At 63.2% G+C, this 24,625-nt stretch carries 19 protein-coding genes and 1 tRNA gene; 7 read left to right on the top strand and 13 right to left on the bottom strand.

Annotated elements, in window-relative coordinates:
• Positions 1-76 precede the first annotated feature (76 nt).
• From BN1127_RS09015 to BN1127_RS09005, 3 genes are all read left to right on the top strand, one after another.
• Entirely contained in the window at positions 77-802 is a 726-nt protein-coding gene (locus tag BN1127_RS09015; RefSeq protein ID WP_042649194.1) for an MOSC domain-containing protein, read from the top strand.
• A 140-nt stretch (positions 803-942) separates the two neighbouring features.
• A tRNA-Pro gene (locus BN1127_RS09010) sits at positions 943-1,019 on the top strand.
• Between the two features lie 668 nt (positions 1,020-1,687).
• A complete protein-coding gene (locus BN1127_RS09005) occupies positions 1,688-4,666 on the top strand; it encodes a hypothetical protein (RefSeq protein WP_048824730.1) in 2,979 nt (992 codons plus the stop codon).
• A gap of 733 nt (positions 4,667-5,399) precedes the next feature.
• Here BN1127_RS09005 and BN1127_RS09000 read toward each other — a convergent pair.
• Together BN1127_RS09000 and BN1127_RS08995 are read right to left on the bottom strand one after the other, a co-directional pair.
• A complete protein-coding gene (locus BN1127_RS09000) occupies positions 5,400-5,927 on the bottom strand; it encodes a hypothetical protein (protein ID WP_041206587.1) in 528 nt (175 codons plus the stop codon).
• Positions 5,928-6,051: 124 nt separating this feature from the next.
• Positions 6,052-6,516: a thioesterase family protein gene (locus tag BN1127_RS08995; protein WP_005328457.1), complete on the bottom strand. Its 465-nt coding sequence runs from the start codon at positions 6,514-6,516 to the stop codon at positions 6,052-6,054.
• Positions 6,517-6,649: 133 nt separating this feature from the next.
• Here BN1127_RS08995 and recQ point away from each other — a divergent pair, with 133 nt between their 5' ends.
• Positions 6,650-8,473, top strand: a complete 1,824-nt coding sequence (gene recQ / locus BN1127_RS08990) for an ATP-dependent DNA helicase RecQ (RefSeq protein ID WP_042649192.1) — start codon at positions 6,650-6,652, stop codon at positions 8,471-8,473.
• Positions 8,474-8,660: 187 nt separating this feature from the next.
• On the opposite strand, the gene BN1127_RS08985 is transcribed toward recQ, so the two are convergent.
• Positions 8,661-8,963 (bottom strand): c-type cytochrome, encoded by a 303-nt coding sequence (locus BN1127_RS08985; protein ID WP_042649191.1) that lies wholly within the window; start codon positions 8,961-8,963, stop codon positions 8,661-8,663.
• A 104-nt stretch (positions 8,964-9,067) separates the two neighbouring features.
• Between BN1127_RS08985 and BN1127_RS08980 the strand changes: the two genes are divergently transcribed.
• The 3 genes from BN1127_RS08980 (at position 9,068) to BN1127_RS08970 (ending at position 11,579) form a co-directional block, all read left to right on the top strand.
• Complete coding sequence (locus BN1127_RS08980; RefSeq protein WP_042649190.1) at positions 9,068-10,495, top strand: protein adenylyltransferase SelO; 1,428 nt, start codon at positions 9,068-9,070, stop codon at positions 10,493-10,495.
• A 10-nt stretch (positions 10,496-10,505) separates the two neighbouring features.
• Positions 10,506-10,811, top strand: a complete 306-nt coding sequence (locus BN1127_RS08975; RefSeq protein ID WP_042649189.1) for a DUF3630 family protein — start codon at positions 10,506-10,508, stop codon at positions 10,809-10,811.
• Positions 10,812-10,904: 93 nt separating this feature from the next.
• On the top strand, positions 10,905-11,579 hold the full coding sequence (locus BN1127_RS08970; RefSeq protein WP_042649188.1) for a 7-cyano-7-deazaguanine/7-aminomethyl-7-deazaguanine transporter: 675 nt from the start codon (positions 10,905-10,907) through the stop codon (positions 11,577-11,579).
• 271 nt (positions 11,580-11,850) lie between these two features.
• Here the strand turns inward: BN1127_RS08970 and rraA are convergent, their stop codons facing one another.
• The 10 genes from rraA to hlyD form a co-directional block, all read right to left on the bottom strand.
• Positions 11,851-12,336, bottom strand: a complete 486-nt coding sequence (rraA, locus tag BN1127_RS08965; protein ID WP_005328442.1) for a ribonuclease E activity regulator RraA — start codon at positions 12,334-12,336, stop codon at positions 11,851-11,853.
• A 207-nt stretch (positions 12,337-12,543) separates the two neighbouring features.
• Positions 12,544-13,968, bottom strand: a complete 1,425-nt coding sequence (mgtE, locus tag BN1127_RS08960; RefSeq protein ID WP_042649187.1) for a magnesium transporter — start codon at positions 13,966-13,968, stop codon at positions 12,544-12,546.
• Between the two features lie 144 nt (positions 13,969-14,112).
• Positions 14,113-15,519, bottom strand: a complete 1,407-nt coding sequence (gene cysG, locus BN1127_RS08955; protein WP_042649186.1) for a siroheme synthase CysG — start codon at positions 15,517-15,519, stop codon at positions 14,113-14,115.
• 12 nt (positions 15,520-15,531) lie between these two features.
• Positions 15,532-16,344, bottom strand: coding sequence for a nitrite transporter NirC (gene nirC / locus BN1127_RS08950; protein WP_042649185.1), 813 nt, complete (start codon positions 16,342-16,344; stop codon positions 15,532-15,534).
• A gap of 134 nt (positions 16,345-16,478) precedes the next feature.
• The gene (gene nirD, locus BN1127_RS08945; protein WP_042649184.1) at positions 16,479-16,796 is read right to left on the bottom strand and encodes a nitrite reductase small subunit NirD; all 318 of its coding nucleotides are present in this window, start codon (positions 16,794-16,796) and stop codon (positions 16,479-16,481) included.
• A gap of 100 nt (positions 16,797-16,896) precedes the next feature.
• Positions 16,897-19,443 (bottom strand): nitrite reductase large subunit NirB, encoded by a 2,547-nt coding sequence (gene nirB / locus BN1127_RS08940; RefSeq protein WP_042649183.1) that lies wholly within the window; start codon positions 19,441-19,443, stop codon positions 16,897-16,899.
• A 237-nt stretch (positions 19,444-19,680) separates the two neighbouring features.
• Positions 19,681-20,769: an ABC transporter permease gene (locus BN1127_RS08935; RefSeq protein ID WP_042649182.1), complete on the bottom strand. Its 1,089-nt coding sequence runs from the start codon at positions 20,767-20,769 to the stop codon at positions 19,681-19,683.
• 2 nt (positions 20,770-20,771) lie between these two features.
• A complete protein-coding gene (locus tag BN1127_RS08930) occupies positions 20,772-21,881 on the bottom strand; it encodes an ABC transporter permease (RefSeq protein ID WP_042649181.1) in 1,110 nt (369 codons plus the stop codon).
• Positions 21,878-23,617, bottom strand: a complete 1,740-nt coding sequence (locus BN1127_RS08925; protein ID WP_042649180.1) for an ATP-binding cassette domain-containing protein — start codon at positions 23,615-23,617, stop codon at positions 21,878-21,880. The genes BN1127_RS08930 and BN1127_RS08925 overlap by 4 nt, the downstream gene beginning before the upstream one ends.
• Positions 23,614-24,582, bottom strand: a complete 969-nt coding sequence (hlyD, locus tag BN1127_RS08920; RefSeq protein ID WP_042649179.1) for a secretion protein HlyD — start codon at positions 24,580-24,582, stop codon at positions 23,614-23,616. The genes BN1127_RS08925 and hlyD overlap by 4 nt, the downstream gene beginning before the upstream one ends.
• Between the last annotated feature and the right edge of the window lie 43 nt (positions 24,583-24,625).

Genomic DNA, 24,625 nt, shown 5'->3' with positions numbered 1-24,625 from the left:
GAGGCGGTCACGCGGCTTGCGCTGACGGCTCAACAGCCCCTAAGATCCGCATTCTCTCATCCGTCAGGAGCATGGAATGCGGATCTCCCTCTTTATCGGCCAGAGCGCCGAGATGAATGCCGAACTCGCCCCCGGACTCGTCAGTGCCATCGACAAGCATGAGACAGGCCATCCCCTGTGGTGCAGCTTCTCGGGCCTGGAAGGCGATGAGCAGAGCGACAAACGCCATCACGGCGGCCCGGACCGCGCCCTGCACTATTATCCCGCGGATCACTACCCCTGGTGGAAGACTTGGCAAACCGCGCTGGGCCTGCCTGCCCCCCGAGCCTCCTGGCAGCCGGCGGCCTTTGGCGAAAACCTCTCCGGCCTCGGATTGACCGAGGCGCAGGCCTGTATCGGCGATGTCTATCGCCTCGGCGCTGCCCTGGTCCAGATCAGTCAGCCGAGATCCCCCTGCTTCAAGCTCAATCAACGCTTTGGCTACCCGCACCTCTCCCTGGTGATGCAACTCAACGGCCGCTGCGGCTGGTTGCTGCGGGTGCTGGAGGAGGGGCACGTGGCCCCGGTGGATGAACTGCTGCTGATGGACAGGCCCTATCCCGAGCTGACGGTGAAGCGTACCGCCGACATCCTGTTCAACCAGGCCCGCCACGAAGGAGACCTGCAACTGCTGCTGGAGAACCCGGCGCTCTCTCCCAATTGGCGGCAGCATGCGGCCCACTGGCTAGAGCACGGGGTCGTTGCCGATTGGAGTCGGCGTCTGCTGGGACCAGCCGAGTTTCAGCTGCCGCCAAAGGCGTAACCGAGTACCGGGATGAGCCCGGTGCCCCTGATCGCCATGAAACGCTGGATTATTGAGCGTAAAGCCCTTTTTTTACGGCAGATGCAAAAAAAGGCTTGTGTCATGTCGGGGCTTTCGGTAAATTCTCGCCCCGCAGACATCGGTGTGTAGCGCAGCTTGGTAGCGCACTTCGTTCGGGACGAAGGGGTCGGAGGTTCGAATCCTCTCACACCGACCACATTGGAAAAGGCCGCTCATTGAGCGGCCTTTTCGCTTTTGGAATGCCCAGGGCCATGAGGCATCTCCCCTGCATCTCCTCGTCATTGTCCTTCCTTGTCTGGTCCATCATCCCTCATGCAAAGGCATGCTTCCCGGGACGGTCACGCACATCCGGTTCACTCCCCCTTGAGCCGGGCACCCTGCTCCTCCACCGCCTTTGCCAGCACCAGACGTTCATCGACGGATCCCCTTCAAACGGCAATCCCCCTGTGGTGGCTCCTCGGCTCGCCGTGCACATGGCGCGTCGCACTGACGGTCTGCTGGACACGATGTCGAGCCTTCACACCGTCGCGACGACACAGATTGGCTTGGAGGCAGGCATCGCAGCAGGGCGATGGCACCTCAGACATCGCCGCCACGAGTATCAATCGCGATACAGCATCTCCCATGCTCGTTTGGTTCAATTATCAAAGACTTGTGGTCAATTTCGACGGGTAGCGCGGTACCGTGTGTTTCACTGCTGTGACATGCCTGATGGCAAGAATTCGTAACTCTTTGTTTTTAAACACCATGTCCACTGGCATACGACTTGCTCTATCGCTCTCGTCATGACGACCGGCGGTCGTGGGTGCTCGTGTCGAACGACACTTCCCGGCCACACAAGGACAACGTCAAGGAGACATCGACATGTTCGTCAGCAAACGATGGAAGACGACGCTGGGGGCCGTGCTCGCGCTCGGGCTGCTCGGCACGGCGCCGGCGCAGGCCGCCGACCCCGTTGGGGTGCAGACTACCTTGGAGGGATGTCGCAAAGATGCGAATTTCACCTTCCCCGATGGCGGCCCCTTTATCTGCCCCGACGCGGACTACACCACTGGCAACCTGGGCAAGACGTGGAACGAACTCGACCTCGTTCCTTATCGCATCACGCTGCAGGCCGGTAATTCCGCCCCTGCCAGCCAGATGTACACCCTTGGTGTGGTACTGGACAACGAGGATGCAGGCAAACCCGGATATGACATTATTTCGGCCCCGGTACTGAATGTGGGCAAATCGAGTGCGTCCTGTGCGGCAGCACAGTCGACGCCGCAAACCCCCAAGAACCCCGGCATCGGCGGCACAGACATTTCCATTTACCGACTGATCACGGTCACACAGGCGAAAAATACCACCTGTGTCTATGACTATTACGGCCGGTTGGCCCTGGGATCGCACCTGTTCCCGGGTTCATCGCTGCACGCCAATCTCCTGGCCGAAGATCTCGGCACTGGAGGGGCTGGTGCACGCGACGTCTCCATCCCGGTGAAGGAGATCGAGCCGCAGGAGATTTCCAAGACGATGACGGCCCACCAGGGCGCGGAGCAGACCTGGAATATCTCCAAGGGGACCGAAGACTCGCTGGACTTTGGCAACGTCTGCCGCAGTGATGCGCCGACGTCCCTTCCCGTCCAGATCACGGTCACCTGGACCAAGGCGGAAGTCATCGGTGGCAAGGTTGCGGTCAACATAGTGTTGAATGCGAAGAATCCAGCCGCGCGTACGATCACCGTCGAGTTGACCGACAAGCTGTACAAGGGTTCGGACAACACCGGTACCCTGCTCGATACCTATAACGAGGGTCCATTCGACCTCGCTGCCGGTTTCAATGGCATGGTTGCCGAATTCACGGTCGAATTCGACGCAGCGACGGCGGGCAAGGTTGGCGACTGGCTGCACAACGAGGTATCAGGGACCTATACGGACAAGGCAACTGGCATCCCGGTCCCGGGCACCACGACGGCGGTCGCGAACGCCCAGATCCAGCAGGGTGAGGTCACCAATGCTTCGACGACCATCAAGGACGTGGAGGAGATCGACGGCATGGGTCTGATGTATGCGGTCGGAGTCCCGTCATTCGGCGACTTCCTGGATGGCTACATTGCGGACACGCAGACGGACGGCGAGGTAGGGTGGCAGACGACTGGCCAGACAGACAGTGGTTCCATCACCTTTGACAAGATGGTTTATCTCGACGATCCCAAACGCGTCACGACGGGCATGTTGAGAGACACCGCCTACCTGACCGCCTCGGACGGATTTGCTGCCAGCACCAACGAACTGCAGATCCCGATCGCCTCATCGGTCATGGCCAAGCTCATGATTGAGAAGAGCATCCCCAACTTCCTTGATGCGGGTGAAAAACTCGAGGTGACATTCCACATTACCCGAGCCAATGATGGATCGTTCAGCAAGACCAAGGTCATTACCTTCACGGGGGGAGGCGCGACGACGCAATCCGTCACGGCGTGGGGCCTGGTTCCCGACACCTATTATGTCGAAGAGGTGAGCAGCGTGTTCTTCGCCGCAGGCAGTGACACTGGCGTCCCTGTCGGTCTGGCTGACCCGCGCGACCCAGCCGAGTATCCGAACCCCAGGACGGTGGATCTCCAGCTCGAAGACGGCATCGCGACCCATTGTTCGGCAACTGTCGACTTCCAGAATGTGCCAACAACCGAACCGGCCAAGGCGCAGGTGCAGAAGACCACTGAGCCGGTACTCGAAAACTCGGATGACGACTACTACTGGACCTTCAAGTTGTATGGTCCGGATGGCGGGCTGTTGAGTATGCAAGATGTCGGTGCGGGTGCGGGCCCTTCGATGTTCCAGACCGCTGGCCTCGATCTGCTCCTCACTAGCGAGGGTACCTATACCGTGGTCGAGACGGCCAAGGCGGGTTGGGATCTGGTTTCGGCCAACCCGGATTCGCCGATTCAGGACAAGGTCTGCGACTTCGTGGTCGACTACCCGGAGGATGCAGGCAAGGTCTTCTCCTGTTCGTTCCTGAACCGTGAACGCGGCAGGGCACAAGTCCTCAAGACCATGAATGGCCTCCCCGACTTGGGCAGCTACTCGTTTACCTTCGTGCTGCGGCAGGGGGCTACCACCTTCTCCGTCGGCGAGACCCTGGAGTCGATGTCGGCCAATGCCGGGAACGGCGGCACCCTGGTGTTTACGCAGGAGCTCATCCCAGGCCAGACCTATCAGATCTGCGAGATCATGCTGCCGGGGTGGCTCAGCAGCTTCGGAACCTTTGTTCCGAATGCGTTCATGCCACCGGATGGCGTAGTCATCAACCCGAATATCGACAACAGTATTCTCTGTGGCGACTTCGAGGTGGGGCCGGGTGAAACGAAGGTGTTCAATATCGACAACACACCGCCCCCAGGTGGCCGTGCATTGACCATCGGTTTCTGGCGGAACTGGGCGTCCTGCGCCAAATCCAATGGCAAACAGGAACCCGTGCTTGATCAGACGCTGGCCTCCTTTGTCGGTGGCGGGGTCTATATCGGCAACCTGTTCGTGGATACCTGCCAGGAGGCCGTGCGTATCCTGAGCAAGCAGGATGTCGGGAGCGGCAAGCAGAAGTCGAGTGATCCGGCGTTCAACATGGCAGCGCAACTGCTGGCTGCGAAGCTGAACGTGCAAGCCGGGGCGGGTCAGTGTCCGAATGCCGTCACAGCGATGGTTGCAGGCCAAGCCATTCTTGATGGACCGCCGCCCAGCTACGCGGTGAACTTCACCGGGATGGGGGATTATCCGAAGAAGGGCCAATTCGCGGCCGAGGCAAACAACCTCGCCACGACACTGGACCAGTACAACAACAACTATCTGTGCACTGGACCGTAACGGTGTAGCATCGTTGCGTTCAACCGAGGGGCCCGACACAAGCGGGCCCCTCTTCTTTGTGTCTGCGATCCTCGGTGAAGGTGACTTGCGGCTGGCAGCACGACAGGTGGTGACCGTACTGCTCGCGCCAGAGGCGGTGCAAAGCACGATGCAGTACGACGCGATGACATAGTGATGACATAATGAAGCAGGAACATGGTGTTGGCATGTCAAACGTTGCGGGGCTGACTACCTGTGCTTCCCACTGCTTCCTCTGCCGTCGCGACATACGGCATGGCACCAAGGCGCCAGCCATTGCAATCGGCTGCCTGGCCTGGCCTGAGCTGGCAGGCAAATTCAATGTTCACCTCATCGGGGTGCACCTATGGTGCGATGTGCCTTGCGCCCAGATTATCTCCCGATCGCCAGCTCATCAGCCCTCAGATCATCGAGGCCCTGCGCGGCCAAAACCTCAAAGATCCGCCTTGCCGTGGCTCACAATGCTGCTCTGTGTTGGTGAGTCGCATGGGGTTCAATGAGTTGTCTTTCGCATTGGGCTATTTGCCTTGGCCGTGATAGGCAGACGCATGATGGTATGCAGAGGAGGTTGCCCGGTGCGGAATGCCGCCCATTAAAAGGGCCACCGCTCGGTGGCCCTACAGGTGGAGTCTGATCCTGACTCCGGCACTCTAGATTGTGGCAATCTCGTTGTGGGTCTTGTCGATGGTGCCCTCCTTGCGCCCGGGGCGCATGATCAGATATGCCAGTGTTGATGCCGCAATGCCTTGAAGCCGTGCTGAGTTTGCAGAGCCGCATGCTTGGGGTACTCACTAATGAAATGTGCTATTCCCTCCATCAGTTGTGAACGCAGCGAAGACACGGGCTCATGCCAGGCCTGCAGGCAGAGATGGCCGGGGATCAACTGCTCTCGATACGCTTCCAGCAGTTGCTCTGGCCAGGGTTCGATACCGGGATCATGACGCAGTAGATAGTGGGCGGCGGGTTCACGGGCATAGATGAACTGAACTTGGGCCAGGTCGCGTTGGCTTAGCGTTTGGCTGCCGATGTGGCAAGTCAGATATTTCCCCGTCTTCAGATTCAGGAAGTGACCGCGTTGCCGACAGGCAATGATGCGATACCAAGGCAGGGGTGCACAGAGAGAATACCCCTCCAGCTCCTGTTCCAACCAGTGATGGCACTCGGGTGTCTGCACTTCTTCGCGCATAGACTCGAGCTGTGTCAACAAGGCTCTGGATGGTTTGGTAGCCAGCATCGCGCTCATCGTCTGCAATCCTCCCTCTGCACACAATCCCGACTTTCAGTATGGACCCTGGCCGGTGGAGGGGGGTAACAATTCTAATGATTAAAATCAGCTTAGATGCGCACTTTTTATGCAATAAAGGCCATTAGCCGACCAGGTAGGTGCCGGTGCCAAAGGCGATGTGGGTCCCTTCTTCGTTGTGCAGTTCCATACGGGCGACGGCGACCTTGCTACCGGCGCGGATGATGTGGGCGGTGGCGATGAACTCGTTGCCGCGGCCGGGTCGCAGATAGTCGATTCGCAGGTCTATGGTGCCGAGGCGGGAAAAGCGTTCCTTGAGGTAGCTGGGGGAGAAATCCTCCAGCTCGTCGATGCAGGAAGCGGCGACTATCATGCCACCGGCCACATCCAGCAGGCTGGCGGTGACGCCGCCGTGCAAGATGTTATGGAAGGGGTTGCCGATCAGCTTGTCATCCATCTTGATGCGCAGCTCCACTTTCTCGAAGTCATAGTGGGTCACCTGCATGCCGATGAGCTTGTTGAACGGCATCTTCTCGGCGAACAGATTGGCAATGCCACTGAGCGCCATCTTCTTCAACATCTGTTTCATTCTCTGATACCGATCCCTGTCATCAAAGCCGAGTAAAAACTCCAGCCAGTCTGCAACACTTCCTTAACAGTCGCAATGGCAGGTTTATTGTGGGCGGCGGCTGCTTTAGAATGGCGACCCCAAAGGAGAGCCCATGACCGCCATTGCCGACACCTTGCCCGATACCCCCCTTGCCCTGCTGCAGGCGGTCTTCGGCTACCAGCAATTTCGGCCGGGCCAGCTCGAGATCATCGAGCAGATAGTGGCGGGGCGCGATGCCCTGGTGCTCAAGCCCACCGGTGGCGGCAAGTCCCTCTGTTACCAGATCCCGGCGCTGCTCCGCCCCGGGCTCGGAGTGGTGGTCTCGCCCCTCATTTCGCTGATGAAGGATCAGGTGGACAGCCTGCGGGCCAACGGCGTAGCGGCGGTCTATATCAACTCCGCCCTGAGCCGGGAGGAGATGGTCCAGAACTTTGCCGCCATGCGCCGTGGCGAGATCAAGCTGGTCTATGTCTCCCCCGAACGGCTGCTGCAGCACGAGTTTCTGGATCGACTGGCAGAGTTGCCCCTCGGCCTGTTCGCCATCGACGAGGCCCACTGCGTCTCCCAGTGGGGCCACGATTTTCGGCCCGAATACGCAGCGCTGGGGCGGCTCAAGCAGTGGTTCCCCCAGGTGCCTGTGGTGGCGCTCACCGCCACTGCCGACGAGGCGACCCGCAGCGACATGCTGCATCGGTTGGAACTCAACGATCCCTTCATTCACACCGCCAGCTTCGACAGGCCCAACATCCGTTACAGCCTGGTGGAGAAGTTCAAGGGGGCCGAGCAACTGCTGCGCTACGTGCAGAGCCAGAAGGGCAACTGCGGCATCGTCTATTGCTCCAGCCGCAACCGGGTGGAGGAAGTGGCAGAGAGGCTCTCCCGCCATGGCTGCAAGGCATCGCCCTATCATGCGGGCCTGCCGCTGGATCAGCGGCTGCGCACCCAGGATGCCTTCCTCAAGGACGATGTCGAGATAGTGGTGGCGACGGTGGCGTTTGGCATGGGGATCGACAAGCCCAACGTGCGCTTCGTGGTGCACTACGACATCCCCAAGAATATCGAATCCTACTATCAGGAGACCGGCCGGGCCGGCCGTGACGGTACCCCCGCCGAGGCACTGCTGCTATATGATCCCGCCGACATTGGCCGGGTGCGACGCCTGCTCGACAACATAGAGAATCCCCAGCAGTTGCAGGTGGAGCAGTACAAGCTCAACGTGATGGCGGCCTTCGCCGAGGCGCAGACCTGCCGCCGTCAGGTGCTGCTCAACTATTTCGGCGAGTACAACGACAAGCCGTGCGGCAACTGCGACATCTGCCTGGACCCGCCCAAGAGTTATGACGGCACCGAGGATGCCCAGAAGGCGCTCTCCTGCGTCTGGCGGGTGGGTCAGGCCTTCGGGGTGGGTTATGTGGTGGAGGTGCTCAGGGGCTCGCTCAACCAGCGCATCAAGGATCACGGTCACGACAAGCTGTCGACCTACGGCATCGGCAAGGATCAGAGCCACGAATACTGGATGAGCGTGATCCGCCAGCTGATCCACAAGGGGCTGCTGACCCAGAACATCACTCGCAATCTGGTGTTGCAGCTGACCGAGGCGGCCCGCCCCGTGCTGCGCGGCGAGACGACGCTGGCCCTGGCGGTGCCGCGCTTGCAGCCCATCTCCAGCCGCAAGGAGAAGCGCAGCGGCCTGCTCGACAATGCCAACTACGACAAGCGGCTGTTCAAGGAGCTGCGGGCTCTGCGCAAGCAGATTGCCGAGGATGAAGAGGTGCCGCCCTACGTGGTGTTCAACGACGCGACCCTGGTGGAAATGGCCCAGCTGATGCCGATGACCGAGGACGAGATGCTGGCCATCAACGGTGTCGGTCACCGCAAGCTGGAGCGCTTCGGAGAGGCCTTTATGGACCTTATCATCGAGTATTGCCGCCGGTAGGGTCGACCCTGGTGGAGATGGGGTCAGTGGCTATGCCGATGACGAGATGCTGACGGTCATCGGTGTCGGTCACCGCAAGCTGGAGCGCTTCGGCGAGGCCTTTATGGACCTTATCATCGACTACTGCCGCCGCTAGGGTCGATTAACGAAGCGTGATCGACCGCATCGGGGATAGGGCGCCGCCAGGCTACTTCAGGCTGGCATAATAGGCCGCCAGATTCTCCATATCCGCCTCGGTCAGCATCGCCATGAAGGGTGCCATCAATGGCTCTGTGCGGCTACCCTCCTTGAAGGCTTTCATCTGTTTCAGCAGATAGGCAGCGTTCTGTCCGGCCAGATGGGGATAGACGGGGACACTCGCCTTGCCATCCACCCCATGACAGGCGACGCAGACAGTCGCCTTGGCCTTGCCCGCTTCGATGTCGGCGGCCTTGACCTGATGTCCCCAGGCCAGTGCCAGCAGGGGCAGGGCATATATCCATTTTTGCATTGTTTTCTCCGTGAAATGAAATAGCGCGATCGCCTGTTAGCCTGAGCGGGCAGACGGCGGTATAAAGAGTGACACGAGCATACGCAGGGACGAACCACACCACCATGAAGCTGATCAACACTTTCGCCACCGAACTGCCCTGGGCCTGCGAGCCCGTGGCCCCTCAGCCTCTGCGTGAACCCAGGTTGCTGCACCTCAATCAGGGGCTGCTGCGGGACCTGGGGCTGGACGGGATCGGTGAGGCTGACTGGCTCGCCTGCTGCGGGTTGGGGCAGCCGTTGCCGGGTATGCAGCCGGTGGCCCAGGTCTATGCGGGGCACCAGTTCGGTGGCTACAGCCCGCGCCTGGGGGATGGCCGCGCCCTGCTGCTGGGGGAGCAGCTGGCGCCGGATGGTCAGCGCTGGGATCTGCACCTGAAGGGGGCGGGCAAGACGCCGTTTTCCCGCTTCGGCGACGGCCGTGCCGTGCTGCGCTCCAGCATCCGCGAATACCTCGCCTCCGAGGCGCTCCATGCCCTCGGCATTCCGACCACCCGGGCCTTGGTGCTGGTGGGGAGTGACGAACCCGTCTACCGGGAGCAGGTCGAGAGCGGTGCGACAGTGCTGCGCACAGCGCCCAGCCACCTGCGCTTCGGCCACTTCGAGTACTTCGCCTGGAGCAGCCAGGGGGAGAAGATCCCGGCTCTCATCAATTATCTGCTGCGTCACCACTTCCCCGAACTGGAAAGCGGTGCCGAGCTGTTCGCCGAGGTGGTACGGCGCACCGCGCGCCTCATCGCCAAGTGGCAGGCGGCGGGCTTCTGTCACGGGGTGATGAACACAGACAACATGTCCCTGCTCGGGCTGACCCTGGATTACGGCCCCTACGGTTTCATCGATGCCTATGTGCCGGACTTTGTCTGCAACCACTCGGATCCGGGTGGCCGCTACGCCCTGGATCAGCAGCCGGCGGTGGGTTACTGGAACCTGCAGAAGCTGGCCCAGGCGCTGGCGGATCAGGTGGACGGCGACGCCCTGGCGGCGGCCCTGGCCCAGTACGAGCATCAGCTGATGTTGCACTACTCCGAACTGATGCGCGCCCGGCTCGGCCTGGAGACCTGGGAGGATGAAGATCCTGCCCTGTTCCGCCAGCTATTCCAGTTGCTGGCGGCGCATCGGGTGGACTATCACCTCTTCCTGCGTCGCCTGGGTGAGCTGACCACCCAGGGGGAGTGGCCCACCAGCCTGCTGGCGCTGCTGCCGGACCCGGCCGCCTGGCAGGAGTGGCTCGAAGCCTATCGACAGCGGCTGGTCCGTGAAGGGAGTCAGGATGGGGCGCGCAAGGTGCGGATGGATGCCGTCAATCCCAAGTACGTGCTGCGCAATGCCCTGGCCCAGCAGGTGATAGACGCCGCCGAGACGGGGAGCATGGCGCCGTTCGAGCGGTTGTTTGCCGCCCTGCAGCGCCCCTATGACGAGCAGCCGGAATACGAGGATCTGGCGACCCCGGTGCCCCAGTGGTATTGCGGTGGCGAGCTCTCTTGCAGCAGTTGAGGGGTGAAGAATGAACTGGCGTGTCATGCAGACGGATCGGGAGGCCGGGGTGGTGTTGCTGGCCTGCCCAGGCCTTGACTGGGACAGTTTCCCGGCTCTTGCCGAGGCGCTGGTCGAGGGGTGGGAGCTTATACCGCTCGAGCGGGAGTGGGGAGCGGATCGCCACAGCTGGCTGCTGGAGTTCGAAGGCAGCCGGTTGCGGCTGGAGTATGAGCAGCACAGCGGCTGCTGGCTGGAGGCGACACACCCGGACGACAGGGAGGTGGTGCTCTGGCTCGGCCATCAGCACTCAGCCGTCTCATCGCATAAGGATTGAACTATCCGCGTCGGGGCGTATAATCTCGCCCCTCAATTATCGCCATGGTGGCGGTATGGGTTCCCTAACCCCATTAACCAAAAAGGTCACAATATGAATCTGACCCCTGCTCAGCACCAGACGGCGCTGGTGCGTCTCTCGTTGTTCCACATTCTGATCATCGCCAGCAGCAACTACCTGGTGCAGCTGCCGATCACCATCTTTGGCTTCCACACCACCTGGGGTGCCTTCAGCTTCCCGTTCATCTTCCTGGCCACCGATCTGACGGTGCGGATCTTCGGTGCCGGACTGGCCCGCAAGATCATCCAGACCGTGATGCTGCCGGCCCTGGCCGTTTCCTATGTGCTCTCCGTGCTCTTCTTCGAAGGCAGTTATCAGGGCATGGGCAATCTGGCGGAGTTCAACCTCTTCGTGGCGCGCATCGCCCTGGCCAGCTTCATGGCCTATCTGGTGGGCCAGTTCATGGACGTGGTGGTGTTCAACCGCCTGAGACTGCTCAGGGCCTGGTGGGTGGCACCGGCGGCCTCGACCCTGTTTGGCAACCTGGTGGATACCATCGCCTTCTTCAGCATCGCCTTCTGGCGCAGCACGGATCCCTTCATGGCCGAGCACTGGGTCGAGATCGCGACCGTGGATTACGTATTCAAGCTGCTGATAAGCCTGGGATTGTTTGTACCACTCTACGGCGTGCTGCTGCGCTACCTCAGCCGCAAGCTGGTGGGGGAGGCCGGCCTGGCCAGTCTGAAAACGGCTACACGACAAGCCTGACGAGAATGACCACCCGCGCGGTGGTCATTTTTTTTGCACTTTTTACAAATAAGGCTTGCACAGTTAAATGAGAATGATTATTGTTACCTTGTTTTCCGGGAAAGACTTCATTCGTTCCAACGTGATGGACTTCTTGTGAAGGCACGACATTGCTCACATTGCTTCCAGTTAAGGGGCCAGTTGTTTACTGGCCCTCTTTTTTTGTCTGTTTTTCAGCAAGTTGCAGCCATAAAAATGGGAGCCTAGGCTCCCATCTTCAGTCTGTGTCTGCTTATTCGATATCGAGCGCATCGGGTGAGAGGATCACCCCTGTGGTGTCGGCGTAGAGGTGATCGTCCGGCAGGAAGGTGACACCGCCAAAGTTGACCGGCAGATCCGTCTCTCCCACATCCTTATGATCGGCACCGACCGGGATGGCGGCCAGGGCCTGGATGCCGATGTCGAGATCTTCCAGGATGTCGACCTCGCGCACGCAGCCGTAGCAGACGATGCCTTCCCACTCGTTTTCCGCCGCCGTGGTGGCGATCTCGCTGTCGATCAGGGCCCGGCGCATGGAGCCGCCGCCGTCGATCAGCAGCACGCGGCCGACGCCGTTCTCTTTGACGACTTCACGGATGAGGCCGTTCGATTCGAAGCACTTGACCGTGGTGATGACGCCGCCGAAAGAGGCACGGCCGCCGAAGGAGCAGAGCATGGGTTCGAGTACATCCACCATGTCCTGATAGATGTCGCACAGTTCTGAAGTGTTGTATTCCATTGTGTCAGATCCACCGCTGGAAACAGGTGGATCCAGTATAAGGAGTGGGGTTGGCATTTCAACGACTATTCCTTGCCCAGAGGCGGGAATCCCCGTTTTTGTCGCGGCGACGCCCCCGGATTCCTACGTGGGGCAAAGGCCTGCCATCCGGGGCTACCGGGGTCTGAGGCCACCAGGGCCGGGCACCCTGGTGGCTGCCATCAGGGGTTAGAGCAGGAACAGGGTCGCCAGACCGAGGAAGATGAAGAAGCCGCCGGTGTCGGTGATGGCGGTGATCATCACACTGGCCCCCACCGCTGGATCCCGCCCCAGCCGACTCATGGTCATGGGGATGATGACCCCCATCAGGGCCGCCACCAGCAGGTTCAGCACCATGGCGAGCGTCATCACGGCGCCCAGTGCCGCATCCTGATAGAGGAAGTAGGTCGCGACCCCCATGGTGCCGCCCCACACCAGACCGTTGATCAGCGCCACGCCCAGCTCCCGCCACAGCAGGAAGGAGACGTTGCCCGGCTGGATGTGCTGCAGCGCCAAGGCCCGCACTATCATGGTGATGGTCTGGTTGCCCGTGTTGCCGCCTATCCCCGCGACGATGGGCATCAGGGCCGCCAGCGCCACCAGTTGCGAGATGCTGTGCTCGAACAGGCCTATGACCCGGGAGGCCACGAAAGCGGTGCAGAGGTTCAGCGCCAGCCAGGCCCAGCGGGTCTTGACCGCCTTGGCGACAGGGGCGAACACGTCTTCTTCCTCGCTGATCCCCCCCATGCGGCGCAGATCGGTGTCGCTCTCCTCATAGACCAGGTCCACCACTTCGGCGACGGTGAGCCGCCCCATCAGCTTGCCCTTGCCATCCACCACGGCAGCGGAGACGAGATCGTCCCGCTCGAAGGTACGAGCCGCCGCCTCGTCGTTGTCTTCCGGATCGAAGGTGACGGGGTTCTTCTCCATCACGTCTTCCACCTTGGTCTCCGGCTTGTGCAGCAGCACTGTGGTGAGGGGCAGCTCCCCCTGCAGCCGGTTGCGTCTGTCGGTGACGAACAGCTTGTCGGTGTTGGCGGGGATCTTGCCGAGCTGGCGCAGATAGCGCTGCACAGTCGCCAGGCTTATGTCGGCCCGCACCGTGATCAGCTCGAAGTCCATCATGGCGCCGACCGTGTGCTTGCCGTAGCGGATCACCTCCCGCACCCGGTCGCGCTGGTCAGGGGCCATGGAGGTGAGCAGCCGGCCCATCAGGTTGCGGGGCAGGTATTGGCCGAGGTAGATCTGATCGTCGATGTCGAGAGTGCGCAGGGCGTGCAGCAGTGCCTTGTCGCTCATGCCGCTGATGAGGCTGTCCCACACCGTCTCAGACGCCTCCACCAGGATCTGGCCGTGGCGCTCCGGGTCCACCTGCTGCCACAGCACCTGGCGCTCGTCCGGCGGCAGGGACTCCAGGGCATCGGCGACGTCGGCGGCCGGCAGGCTGTTGACCAGGCGCGTCAGCTCGCTGGTCTGATCCCGCAGCTCGGCGTCCTGCACCCCTTGGGGATCGAGCAGGCTGTCGGTGAGGGCATCGTCGGCCAGCAGCAGGGTGAGGATGCGGGCTCTGTCGTGTTCACGCTGTTTGGCGCTGTTCTTGGGGGGGAGAGACATGCAACAAGATTCCTGAATTCGGTTGGCCGGATGGCCTTGCTCCATAGGATACCAAATTCAAAACAAGAGGTTATGACAGTCAGAACAGTAAAAAAGACGCCGCCCCAGGGCGGCGTCGTCAAAAAGGGGCGCGGGAGGACTCCATCAGGCGGATGCCACCGCCGCCAGAGGGGCATTGTTCTGACCGAACCAGGCGAGCTGGTCGGCCAGCGTCACCACGGATCCCACCATGATGAGGGCTGGGCTCTCGACCCCGGCCGCCAGCTCGGGTAACTGGTCGAGGGTGCCGCGAATGACCCGCTGGCTCGGCTGGGTGCCGCGCTCGATCAGCGCCACCGGGGTGTCGCCCCCCTTGCCGTGGGTCAGCAGCTGCTCGCGGATCACGGCGCAAGACGAAAGCCCCATATAGAACACCAGGGTCTGTTTGTCTCTGGCCAGCAGCGGCCAGTCGAGATCCCGGGCGCCCCCTTTGCCGTGGGCGGTGACGAAGCGCACGCTCTGGGCGTGATCGCGATGGGTCAGCGGAATACCGGCGTAGGCCGCGCAGCCGCTGGCCGCCGTGATCCCCGGCACCACCTGAAAGCCGATGCCGCTGCCGACCAGCGTCTCCAGCTCCTCGCCGCCACGGCCGAAGATGAAGGGGTCACCCCCCTTCAGCCGTACCACCCGCTGCCCCTTCTTCGCTTCGTCCAGCAAGAGCTGGTTGATCCCCTCCTGCGGCACGCAGTGATTGCCCGCCTGCTTGCCGACGAAGATGCGTTTGGCATCCCGGCGCACCAGTGCCATCACTTCGTCCGAGACCAGCCGGTCATAGACCACCACGTCCGCTTGCTGCATCTGGCGCAGAGCGTGCAGGGTGAGCAGGCCCGGGTCGCCGGGGCCTGCTCCCACCAGCACCACTTCGCCTCCGGTCTGGCTTTCATCGGCAAACAGGCTGTCGGCCAGCTGGTGGGCAGAGGCGCTATCCCCCCGCGCCAACGCCTGCCCGAGCCGGTCTGCCCCGAGCAGCCGTTCCCAGAAGCGGCGCCGCTCGCCCATGCTGGCGAAGCGGGTCTTGACCCGCTCCCGCAGGCTGCCAGCGAAGGTCGCCACGGCCCCCAGATGTTGTGGCAGCAGGGCCTCGAGTTTTTCCCGCAGCAAGCGGGCCAGCACCGGTGCCTTGCCGCCGGAGGAGATGGCTACCATCAGCGGCGAGCGGTCGATGATCGACGGCATGATGAAGCTGGAGCGTTTCGGGTCATCCACCACGTTGGCAAAGATCCGCGCCTGATTCGCGCTCTGGTAGACCAGCGCGTTCACCTCGCGCCGATCGGTGGCGGCCACCACCAGCCACTTGCCCGCCAGTTGCTGCGGCGCGAATTCACCGGCCAGCCACTCGATGCCGCCGTTGGCAGCCAGTTCCGCCAGCTCGGGGTCGAGCTCGGGCGCGACCACTGTGAGCTGGGCACCGGCATCCAGCAGCAGGCGCGCCTTGCGCTCCGCTACCTCGCCGCCGCCGACCAGCAGCACGGGTTTGTTGTCGAGTCGGCAAAAGATGGGCAAGTAGTCCATGGGGCCTCCTGATCAGGCGGTTTGGGTCTGGCTGATGGTGGTGGTGGCGTCGCTCACCGCGACCGGGCGCTCAGCCTTGGGGGTGGCATACCAGTAGCCGAGGCCCATGAAGAGGGCGCCGGAGACGGTGTTGCCGAGCGTCACCCACAGCAGGTTGTGGCCGATACCGCCCAGGGTGTAGGCCTCGGAGTGGGCACCGAACCAGGAGAGGGCGAACAGGGTCATGTTGGCGACCGAGTGCTCGTAGCCGGAGGCGATGAAGGCCAGCAGACACCACCAGATGGCGATGAACTTGGCGGCACCCTCGGTGCGCAGCGCCATCCAGATGGCGAGGCAGACCAGCCAGTTGCACAGCACGCCCTTCATGAACAGGGTCAGCGCCGGTGCCTGGGTCTTGGCCAGCGCCACCTTGTGCGCCAGGCTGCCTGCGTCCGGCAGCAGGCTGCCGCCGTAGGAGTAGATCAGCGCCACCGCGATGGAGCCGAGCAGGTTGCCGGCCCAGGTTTGCGGCAGGATGCGCAGCAGATCGGCCATGGCGATCTTGCCGGTCTTCACCCCGAAGGTGAGGAACATGGTGTGGCCTGTGAACAGCTCCGAGCCGGCGATGATCACTAAGGTGAGGGCTATGCCGAAGGTGGCTCCCATCACCAGCGGACGGATGCTCGGGTCCACCAGGTTGCCCAGGGTGAAGATGAGGATGATGCCAAGGCCCACATAGGCCCCCGCCATGGCGGAGCTGAGCCAGAAGCCGAGCTTGTCGCTGCGCTCGAAGCGGTTGATGCGGGCCGCGTTGGCGGCGCACTTGTTGATGGTTTCGGTATACATCTTTATTTCCTTCAAGAGGGCCGCCCGCGGGCAGCCCTGATATGCATGGTGTTAGACGGCGACCTAGATCTGTTGATCACGTACTTTGACGGGGACGTAGCCCTGTACCGACATGGATCTGGGGTTTGTCGGCATCAGACGGCGACCCAGACCTGCTGGTCGCGTACTTCAACGGGATAGCTTTGCACCGACATGGCGGCGTTCTCGAGGCAGTGGCCGTCGCGCAGACGGAAGTGCTGCTTCTTGAGCGGGCTGGCGACCCAGAGCTCACCCTCGTGTTCACCTATGATGCCGCGCGACAGCACGTTGGCGGCGAAGAAGGGATCCCGGTTGTCGATGGCGAACACCTCGGCCGCCGCGCTCGGGCGGAACAGGGCGATCTGGCGGCCTTCAAGGAGGGCACAAACACCGGTTCCCGGCATGATGTCGTTGAGTTGGCAGGCAAGTTTCATCGCTTAATCTCCACATCGAGTTGGATGAACTGGCTATCGAGCAGGGCGCAAACGTCCATGCAGCCCGACAGGATGTCATTGCGTTGGCAGGCAAGTTTCATCATTTGGTCTCCACCTCGATCTGGTAGACGGGGATGCGCTCGGCCGGGGTGGCCGGTCGGTGCTGGTCGCGCTCGCTGACGAACTGGACGTCCGGGTCGCGCTTGTCGCTGTTGATGAAGTGGCTGAAACGCTTGAGCGCTTCCTCTTCGTTGAGGGTGCGCGACCATTCGCATTCGTAGCTGTCGATCAGCACCTGGATGTCGTGCTCCAGGGTGGCATTCAGTCCCAGCTTGTCGTGGACTATCACTTCGCGCAGGTAGTCGACGCCCCCTTCCAGGTTGCCGAGCCAGACCGAGGTGCGCTGCAGTTTGTCGGCGCTGGTGACGTAGAACATCATAAAGCGGTCGATCAGCTTGATTAGGCTCTCTCTGTCCAGATCCGAGGCGAGCAGGTCGGCGTGGCGCGGTTTCATGCCGCCGTTGCCGCCTACATAGAGGTTCCAGCCGGCATCGGTGGCGATGATGCCGACGTCCTTGCCCTGGGCTTCCGCACATTCACGGGTACAGCCGGAGACACCGAACTTCATCTTGTGGGGGGTGCGAATACCCTTGTAGCGGTTCTCGAGGAAGACCCCGAGGCCGACGCTGTCCTGCACGCCGAAGCGGCACCAGGTGCTGCCGACGCAGGTCTTGGCCATGCGCAGCGCCTTGGCGTAGGCCTGACCGGTCTCGAAGCCCGCCGCCAGCAGCTTGCGCCAGATGGCGGGCAGGTCATCCTTCTGGGCCCCGAACAGGCCGATGCGCTGGGCGCCGGTGATCTTGGTGTAGAGCTTGTAGTCGCGGGCCACTTCGGCCACCGCCAGCAGCCCTTCCGGGGTCACTTCACCGCCGGCCATGCGCGGGATGACGGAGTAGCTGCCGTCCTTTTGCATGTTGCCGAGGAAGATGTCGTTGGTGTCCTGCAGCTGGGTATTGAGCGGGCTCAGTACATAGTCGTTCCAGCAGGAGGCGAGGATGGAGCCGACGGTCGGTTTGCACACCTCGCAGCCATGGCCGTGACCGTGCTTTGCCAGCAGCTCGTCGAAACTCTTGATCCCCTCCACCTTGACCAGGTGGAACAGCTCCTGACGGGAGTAGGGGAAGTGGGCGCAGAGGTGGTTGTTGACCTCGATGCCCTGCTTCACCAGCTCGGCGTTGAGCACCTGGCTGATGAGCGGCACGCAGCCGCCGCAGCCGGTACCGGCCTTGGTGTGCGCCTTGATGGCGGCCAGCGTGGTGTGACCCTCGGCCACCGCCTGGGCGATGTCGCCTTTGGAGACGTCGAAGCAGGAGCAGATCTGGGCGGTTGAAGGCAGGGCATCCACCCCCAGTGTCGGCTTGGCACCGGCGTAGGCGGGCAGGATCAGGGTATCCGGGTGGCTCGGCAGCGGCAGGGCGTTGAGCATCAGCTGCAGCAGGTTGCCGTAGTCATCCACGTCACCCACCAACACGGCGCCGAGCAATCGGCTGTTGTCTTCGCTCACCACGATCTTCTTGTAGACGCCGGCCTGGTCATCCTGGAACACATAGCTGTGGCTGCCCGGGGTGCGGCCATGGGCATCACCGATGGAGCCGACGGAGACACCGAGCAGCTTGAGCTTGGCGCTCATGTCCGCCCCCTCAAAGCGGCTGTCGCCGCCGAGCAGATGGTCGACGGTGATCTGGGCCATCTTGTAGCCCGGTGCCACCAGCCCGAAGAAGCGGCCCTGCCAGGCTGCGCACTCGCCGATGGCGTAGATGTCGGGGTCGGAGGTGAGGCAGTGATCGTCGATCAGCACGCCGCCCCGGTCGGCGATGGCCAGTTCACAGTAACGGCCCAGGGTATCCTGCGGGCGGATGCCGGTGGAGAAGACCACCACGTCCACTTCAAGCTGGCTGCCGTCGGCGAAGGCGAGGCGGTGCTGGGCGTCGCGGCCGCCGTGCATCAGGATCTCGCTGGTGCTCTTGCTGGTGTGCACCTGCACGCCCATGGATTCAATCTTGCGGCGCAGCAGCTGGCCGCCCTGACCGTCGAGCTGTTCGGCCATCAGCACAGGCGCAAACTCCACCACGTGGGTCTCGAGACCCAGTGCCTTGAGGGCGCCGGCGGCTTCCAGGCCAAGCAGACCGCCCCCGATCACCACCCCGCTCTTGCCGCTCTTGGCGGCGCTGCGGATGGCTTTCAGATCCTCGATGGTGCGATAGACGAAGCACTCGTGGTGCTGGCTGCCCTGGATGGGCGGTACCCAGGGGTAGGAGCCGGTGGCCAGCACCAGCTTGTCGTAACCGACCACAGTGCCCTTGTTGGAGTGCACTTCGCGGGTCGTTCTGTCGATTTTTTTCACCGCTTCGCCGAGCAGCAGGCGGATGCCGTGCTTGTCGTAGAAGCCGGGTTTGACGAGGGAGAGATCTTCGCTGGTGTGATGGGAGAAGTAGGAGGAGAGATGGACGCGATCGTAGGCGGGACGGGGTTCTGCACCGAAGACGGTGATCTCGTAGCGGCCCGGGTCGGCCCGCTCGATCAGCTCTTCGATGAAGCGGTGCCCCACCATGCCGTTGCCCACAACGACCAGTCTGACTTTGCTCATGGTTGCCTCAATTTTGGAGTAATAAAACATCAATCTGACGTTAGGCTACCCAGTTAGGGGCGGTGGGCAATTGATGTAAATCAAGTGTCTATTTATATATCTCCTCAGGGGTAATTCGAGGAAATTCAAACCTATGCATAAATGGGTATACCAGTTGACGGTTTCCGTGCCCGGCACGGCCCCGGTTGAGTGCCAGCATGGCGGGCAAGAGGCCGACCCCTGGCAGGGGCCGAGTCATCAGGCGATATGGCGGCGGAACATGGCCAGCGCCAGAGAGAGGGTAACACCGGCGATGGCGAGCAGGGGCCAGAGCAGGGGCCAGGCCGCCGACCAGCCGAGATCCTTGAGGAAGACCCCCTTGAGCAGCAGGATGAAGTGGCTGAGGGGATCCACGGCCGCCAGCCACTGGAACAGCTGCGGCATGTTCTCGATGGGGGAGACATAACCGGAGAGGATCACCGCCGGCACCATGAAGGAGAAGACCCCGAGAAACGCCTGCTGCTGAGTCGAACAGAGGGACGAGACGAAGAGCCCTATCCCCGCCAGCGCCAGGCCGTAGCAAACCATGCCCGCCATCAGCAAGGTGGTGCTGCCGCCAAACGGCACCTGATAGAGGAAGCGGGCCGCCAGCGCGACTATGGTGCCCTGGCCCACCGCCACTAGGATGCCGGGTACCGCCTTGCCCGCCATGATCCAGCCCGCGGTGAGGGGGGAGACCAGCAGTTGATCGAAGGTGCCCTCTTCTCGCTCTCGTGCCACCGACAGGGCTGTGACGATGAGGCAGCCGACCGTGGTGATGATGGCCACCAGGGAGGGCAATATGTGCCAGCTGAACTCGATGTTGGGGTTGTAGAGGTGGCGCACCGCCAGTTCGGGCTGCGCCTTGCCCTCGCTCTGCCAGCGGGCGATGACCTCATTGATGTAGCCCGCCGCCACCTGACCCCCGTTGGAGCGGCGTCCGTCGATGATGAGTTGCAGCCTGGCCTGTTCGCCCCTGGCCAGCCGGCGGGAGAAATCCTGCGGGATGATGAGGCCGATCAGCGCCTGTTGCCCGGTGATGGCATCTGTCATCCCGGTCTCGCCCGCCACCGTCATCACTGTGGTGAAGGCGGGCAGGTGGGTGAGGCGCTCGATGAGCTCCCGGCTCTGCGCCCCTCCATCCTGGTCGTAGATGGCGAGCGTGTTGCCGGTCACCTCCAGGGTGGCGGCGAAGGGGAAGAGGGCCGTTTGCAGCAGCACCGGCATGATGAGCAGGAAGCGCCCCTGGGTATTGCCCATCAGGGCCTGTAACTCTTTTCGGATCAGCCACCAGAGTCGGATCAGCATGTTTACTCCAGAGTGCGCCGCGTCTTGCGGGCGGTGAGGGTCAGCCAGAAGGCGGCCAGCAGCAGCAGGCAGACAGTGTTGACCAGCAGGATGGAGAGCACGTTGCCCGCCTGATAGAGGGTCTGCAGAGAGCTCGCGAAGTAGCGGGCCGGGATCAGGTGGGTGATGGCGCGCAGCAGGGGCGGCATGCTGGCGATTTCGAACACGAAGCCCGAGAGCATCATGGCCGGTAGAAACGCCGCCGTCAGGGCGGCCTGGGCGGCGTTGAACTGGCTGCGCATCACGGTGGAGAGAAAGAGCCCGAGCCCGAGGGCGCTGCCGAGAAACAGGGTGGTGAGCACGAACAGGGAGATCAGCGAGCCGCGCCAGGGCACCCCCATCACGGCCACCGAGAAGAGCAGGCAGATGAGCATGGCGGCGATGCCGAGCCCGTAGTAGGGCAGCAGCTTGGAGAGCAGCAGCTCTGCCTTGGTCACCGGGGTGGCGAGCAGCGCCTCCATGGTGCCGCGCTCCCACTCCCGGGCCACCACCAGGGAGGTGAGCAGGGCACCTATGATGGTCATCACCACGGCGATGGACCCGGGCACCAGGAAGTTGCGGCTCACCAGCGCCGGGTTGAACCAGGCGCGGCTCTCCACCGCCACCGGCAGGGAGAATCCCTCTCTGGCGAGCCACCCCTGCCAGATCCCCTGCACGTAGTGGGTGACGAAGTTCGCCGTGTTGGGTTCGGAGCCGTCGGTGAGCAGCAGGGCTTTCGGCGTGCCATCCCCCTGACTGGCCAGGGCGGCGGAGAAGCCGTCATCGATCACCAGCAGGCCGCGGATCTCGCCGCGCTCCAGGCTGGCGAGCAGTGCCGCCTTGCTCGGGCCGCCGTGGATTTCCAGCGCCGTGGAGCCGCGAAGGGCCTGCTCCAGCCGCACCGCCGGGGCGCCGCTATCGGTGCGCCAGATGCCGAGCCGCAGGTGGTCCACGTCCAGGTTGATGGCGTAGCCCATCACCACCAGCAGCACCACGGGCATGATGAAGGCGATGAGGATGCTGCTGGGGTCGCGCACGATTTGCAGGGACTCCTTGCGGCACAGGGCCAGCAGTCGGCGGCGGTTGATGCTCATGCGTCCTCCTCGCTGGCCTGCTCGACTAGCGTGATAAAGGCCTCTTCCATGGTTGGCAAGGCGGTGCTTGTGTCCTTGGCGGCCAACCCCTTGAGCTCGTCAGGGGTGCCCAGGGCCAGCAGGCGACCGCGGTAGATGAGGGCGATGCGATCGCAATACTCCGCCTCGTCCATGAAGTGGGTGGTGACCAGCACGGTCACCCCGTGATCGGCCAGGGCATTGATGTGGGACCAGAACTCCCGCCGGGTGACGGGATCGACCCCTGAGGTGGGCTCGTCGAGAAACAGCAGCGGCGGCTCGTGGAGCAGGGCGCAGGCCAGCGATAGGCGCTGGCGCAGGCCAAGGGGCAGGGATTCCGTCTGCTGGCCGAGCCAGGGGCCGAGGGCGAACGCCTCCACCATGGCGTCGATGCGCGTCTGCTGCTGGCGACCGAACAGGCCGTAGATGCCGGCGAAGAACGACAGGTTCTGGGCCACGGTGAGCTGCTTGTAGAGGGAGAACTTCTGGGCCATGTAGCCGAGGTGCTGACGCGCCGCCGAGGGGCTGCGGGCCAGATCGATGCCGGTCACCAGCGCCTGTCCGCTGCTCGGGCGCAGCAGGCCGCACTCCATCTTGAAGGTGGTGGACTTGCCCGCGCCGTTGGGGCCGAGCAGGCCGAAGATCTCCCCCCGGCGCACCGCGAAGCTGACGTCGTCGGTGGCGGTGAAATCCCCGAAGCGTTTGGTGAGGCGGCGCGCCTCGATCACCGCCTCCGGGGAGACCCCCTCGGGCAGGCTGGCCTCGCGCATCAGCTGCGCCAGGCTGGACTCCCCACCTGGGCCGCCGCCGAGCAGATCGATAAAGGCATCTTCCAGCCGGGCAGGGGTCGGCACTAAGCCGCCTTCCAAGAGGCCCAGCTCCGCCAGGGGCGGCGGCATCTGGCCCGGGCGCAGCAGCAGGCGCACCCGCTCCCCCGCCACGGCGCCATCCATCACGGCCGGGTGGGCCAGGGCGCGGCGCAACAGGGCCCGCCGCTCCCGGCCGTCCAGCTCTCCTGCCTCCAGCAGCCAGCAGCGACTCGCCATGGCGCCCATCAGGTCGGCCGGCGTGCCGCTGGTGCGGACCTCGCCGTCCGCCATCAGCAGCACGTGATCGCACAGCTCGGCCTCATCGAGGTAGGCGGTGCTCCAGAGCACCGTCATGCCTCCCTCGGCCAGCTCGCGCACCATCTGCCAGAGGGCGCGGCGGGAGATGGGATCGACCCCGACCCCGGGCTCGTCGAGCAGCAACACATCCGGGGTGCCGAGCAGGGCGCAGGCCAGCCCCAGCTTCTGCTTCATCCCCCCCGACAGCTTGCCCGCTGGCCGCGCGGTGAAGCGGGCGAGATCGGTGAAGGCGAGCAGTCGCGCCAGGGTGGGAGTGCGTTCGGGCTCCAGCACACCGCGCAAGTCAGCATAGAGGCTGAGGTTCTCCTGCACGCTGAGATCCTCGTAGAGCCCGAACTGCTGGGGCATGTAGCCGAGGCGCTGACGCAGGGCATCTCCCTCGCGCACCGGATCCAGCCCGAGCACCCGGATTTCCCCGGCCTCCGGCACCAGCAGGCCGGCCAGCAGGCGCAACAGTGTGCTCTTGCCAGCCCCGTCTGGCCCTACCAGGCCGGTGATGCAGCCGGTCGGAATGGTGGCCGAGATGGCGTTGAGGGCGACCCGCTCGCCGAAGCGCTTGGTGAGCCCGGTGAGCTGGATGGCGGCATTCATGGCTGCAGCCTGACGGTGACCGGCATCCCCTGGAGCAGGGCAGAGTCAGGATCCTGCACCACTATGCGCAGCCGGTAGACCAAGTGAGTGCGAAGATCCGGCGTCTCCACGGATTTGGGGGTGAACTCGGCGGTGGGGGATACAAAGCCCACCACGCCCTGATAGGGCTTGTCCGGCCGCGAGTCCGTGGTCAGGGTCACGCGGGCGCCGCTTGGGAAGTGGCCGAGCCAGGGCTCCTCCACATAGGCGCGCACCCAGACCGGTGCGGTCAGGGAGAGGTTGAAGGCGGTGGCCCCCGGCTGCACCATGCTGCCGATCTCGATGGCGCGGGTGAGGAGTATGCCGTCGCTCGGGGCTGTCAGCACAGCATCGGCGAGTGCGAGCTCGGCACTGGCCAACGCCGCTTTGGCCCCCTGTAGCTGGGCATCGGACTGGGCTATCTCTTCCGGGCGGTAGCCGGTCTCGAGCTGACCGAGCTGCTCGCGGGTGGCGCGCACCTGGGCCTGAGTCTGATCCCGCTGGGAACGAGCGCTATCGAGCTGACCGCGAGAGATGGCACCGGTCGCCGCCAGCGCACTCTGGCGACGCCACTGCTGCTCTGCCTCGAGCGCCGCCGCCTCGGCGGCGGCCAGCTCGGCCCGTGCCCGATCGCGCTCTTCGCTGCGATACCCCTTGTGGATCAAGGTGTTGGCCGCTGCGATTGCGGCCAGGTTGGCACGGGCGCTGTCGCGCTCGTGGGCGAGGGGCACGGGATCGAGACGGGCCAGCAGCTGACCCGCCTCGATGACGTCCCCCTCATCGACCAGCACCTCGCTGACTCTGCCGCCGACCCTGAACGCCAGGTTCACATCGCGGATGTCGACGTTGCCGTAGAGGATGGTGCCGTCGGCCGGGCGGCCCTGCCACCAGAGGTAGCCGCCGATCAGCGCCAGCATCACGGCCAAGATGGCGATGCGTTGTTTCATACCGGGTCTCCTTCGGGGCGGCCCTGCCACCAAAGGTAGCCAC

The sequence above is a fragment of the Aeromonas media genome (assembly GCF_000819985.1).
Classification (GTDB): Bacteria; Pseudomonadota; Gammaproteobacteria; order Enterobacterales; family Aeromonadaceae; genus Aeromonas; species Aeromonas media.
Note: the sequence above shows the minus strand (reverse complement) of the source record. Positions and strands in the feature narration are given on the sequence as shown.